Below are 566 nucleotides of genomic sequence, written 5' to 3' on the forward strand. Positions count from 1 at the left end.
ACCCACCACATGCGCGGCTACGTGCGCGCCCGCGCCGACTGCATCGGCCGCCATGGCGGCTGTGCCCGCAGCATCGAGCGCGCGGTCAGCGCCGCACCGCTGGCCCGCCAGCTGCTGCGCCGCTTCGTCCGCCAGGCGCGGCTGTCTTCAGCCCAGCCGGTGGCAAAACAGGGATAATCGGCGGCACGGGCAGCCGCCCGGCCCCCTCCTGTCCTTCCCGGATGTCCATGAAAGAGATTCGCAAGCTGCCGGCTTCGGCGGGCGCCCAGTGGTTGCTGGATACGTTCTCGCTGTACCGGCGTGCGCCGCTGCAGCTGGCCCGGATCGGTCTGACCTGGCTGCTGGTGAGCTGGGTGGTCACGCTGTTGTCGACGCTGATTCCCGGCGCCGCCGGCATGGCCGTGCAGCTGATGACCCTGGCCATCTCGCCGATCATGTTCGGCGGCATGCTGTATGCCGTGGGCGAGATCGACGAAGGCCGCCCGGGCCTGGCCTCGCACCTGCTGCAGCCGATCCGCGACCACCGCGTCAGCCACCTGCTGGTGCCGCTGGCGATCCAGGTGCTG

At 70.7% G+C, this 566-nt stretch carries 1 protein-coding gene; it reads left to right on the plus strand.

Annotation, left to right across the window (positions count from 1 at the left end):
- Window positions 1-221: 221 nt before the first annotated feature.
- On the plus strand, window positions 222-566 hold a 345-nt coding region (locus DAI20_RS20025; RefSeq protein ID WP_205781532.1), incomplete at its 3' end, for a hypothetical protein.

Origin of the sequence: Planctomonas deserti (assembly GCF_003067705.1) — a bacterium.
In the GTDB taxonomy this organism is placed as follows: domain Bacteria; phylum Actinomycetota; class Actinomycetes; order Actinomycetales; family Microbacteriaceae; genus Planctomonas; species Planctomonas deserti.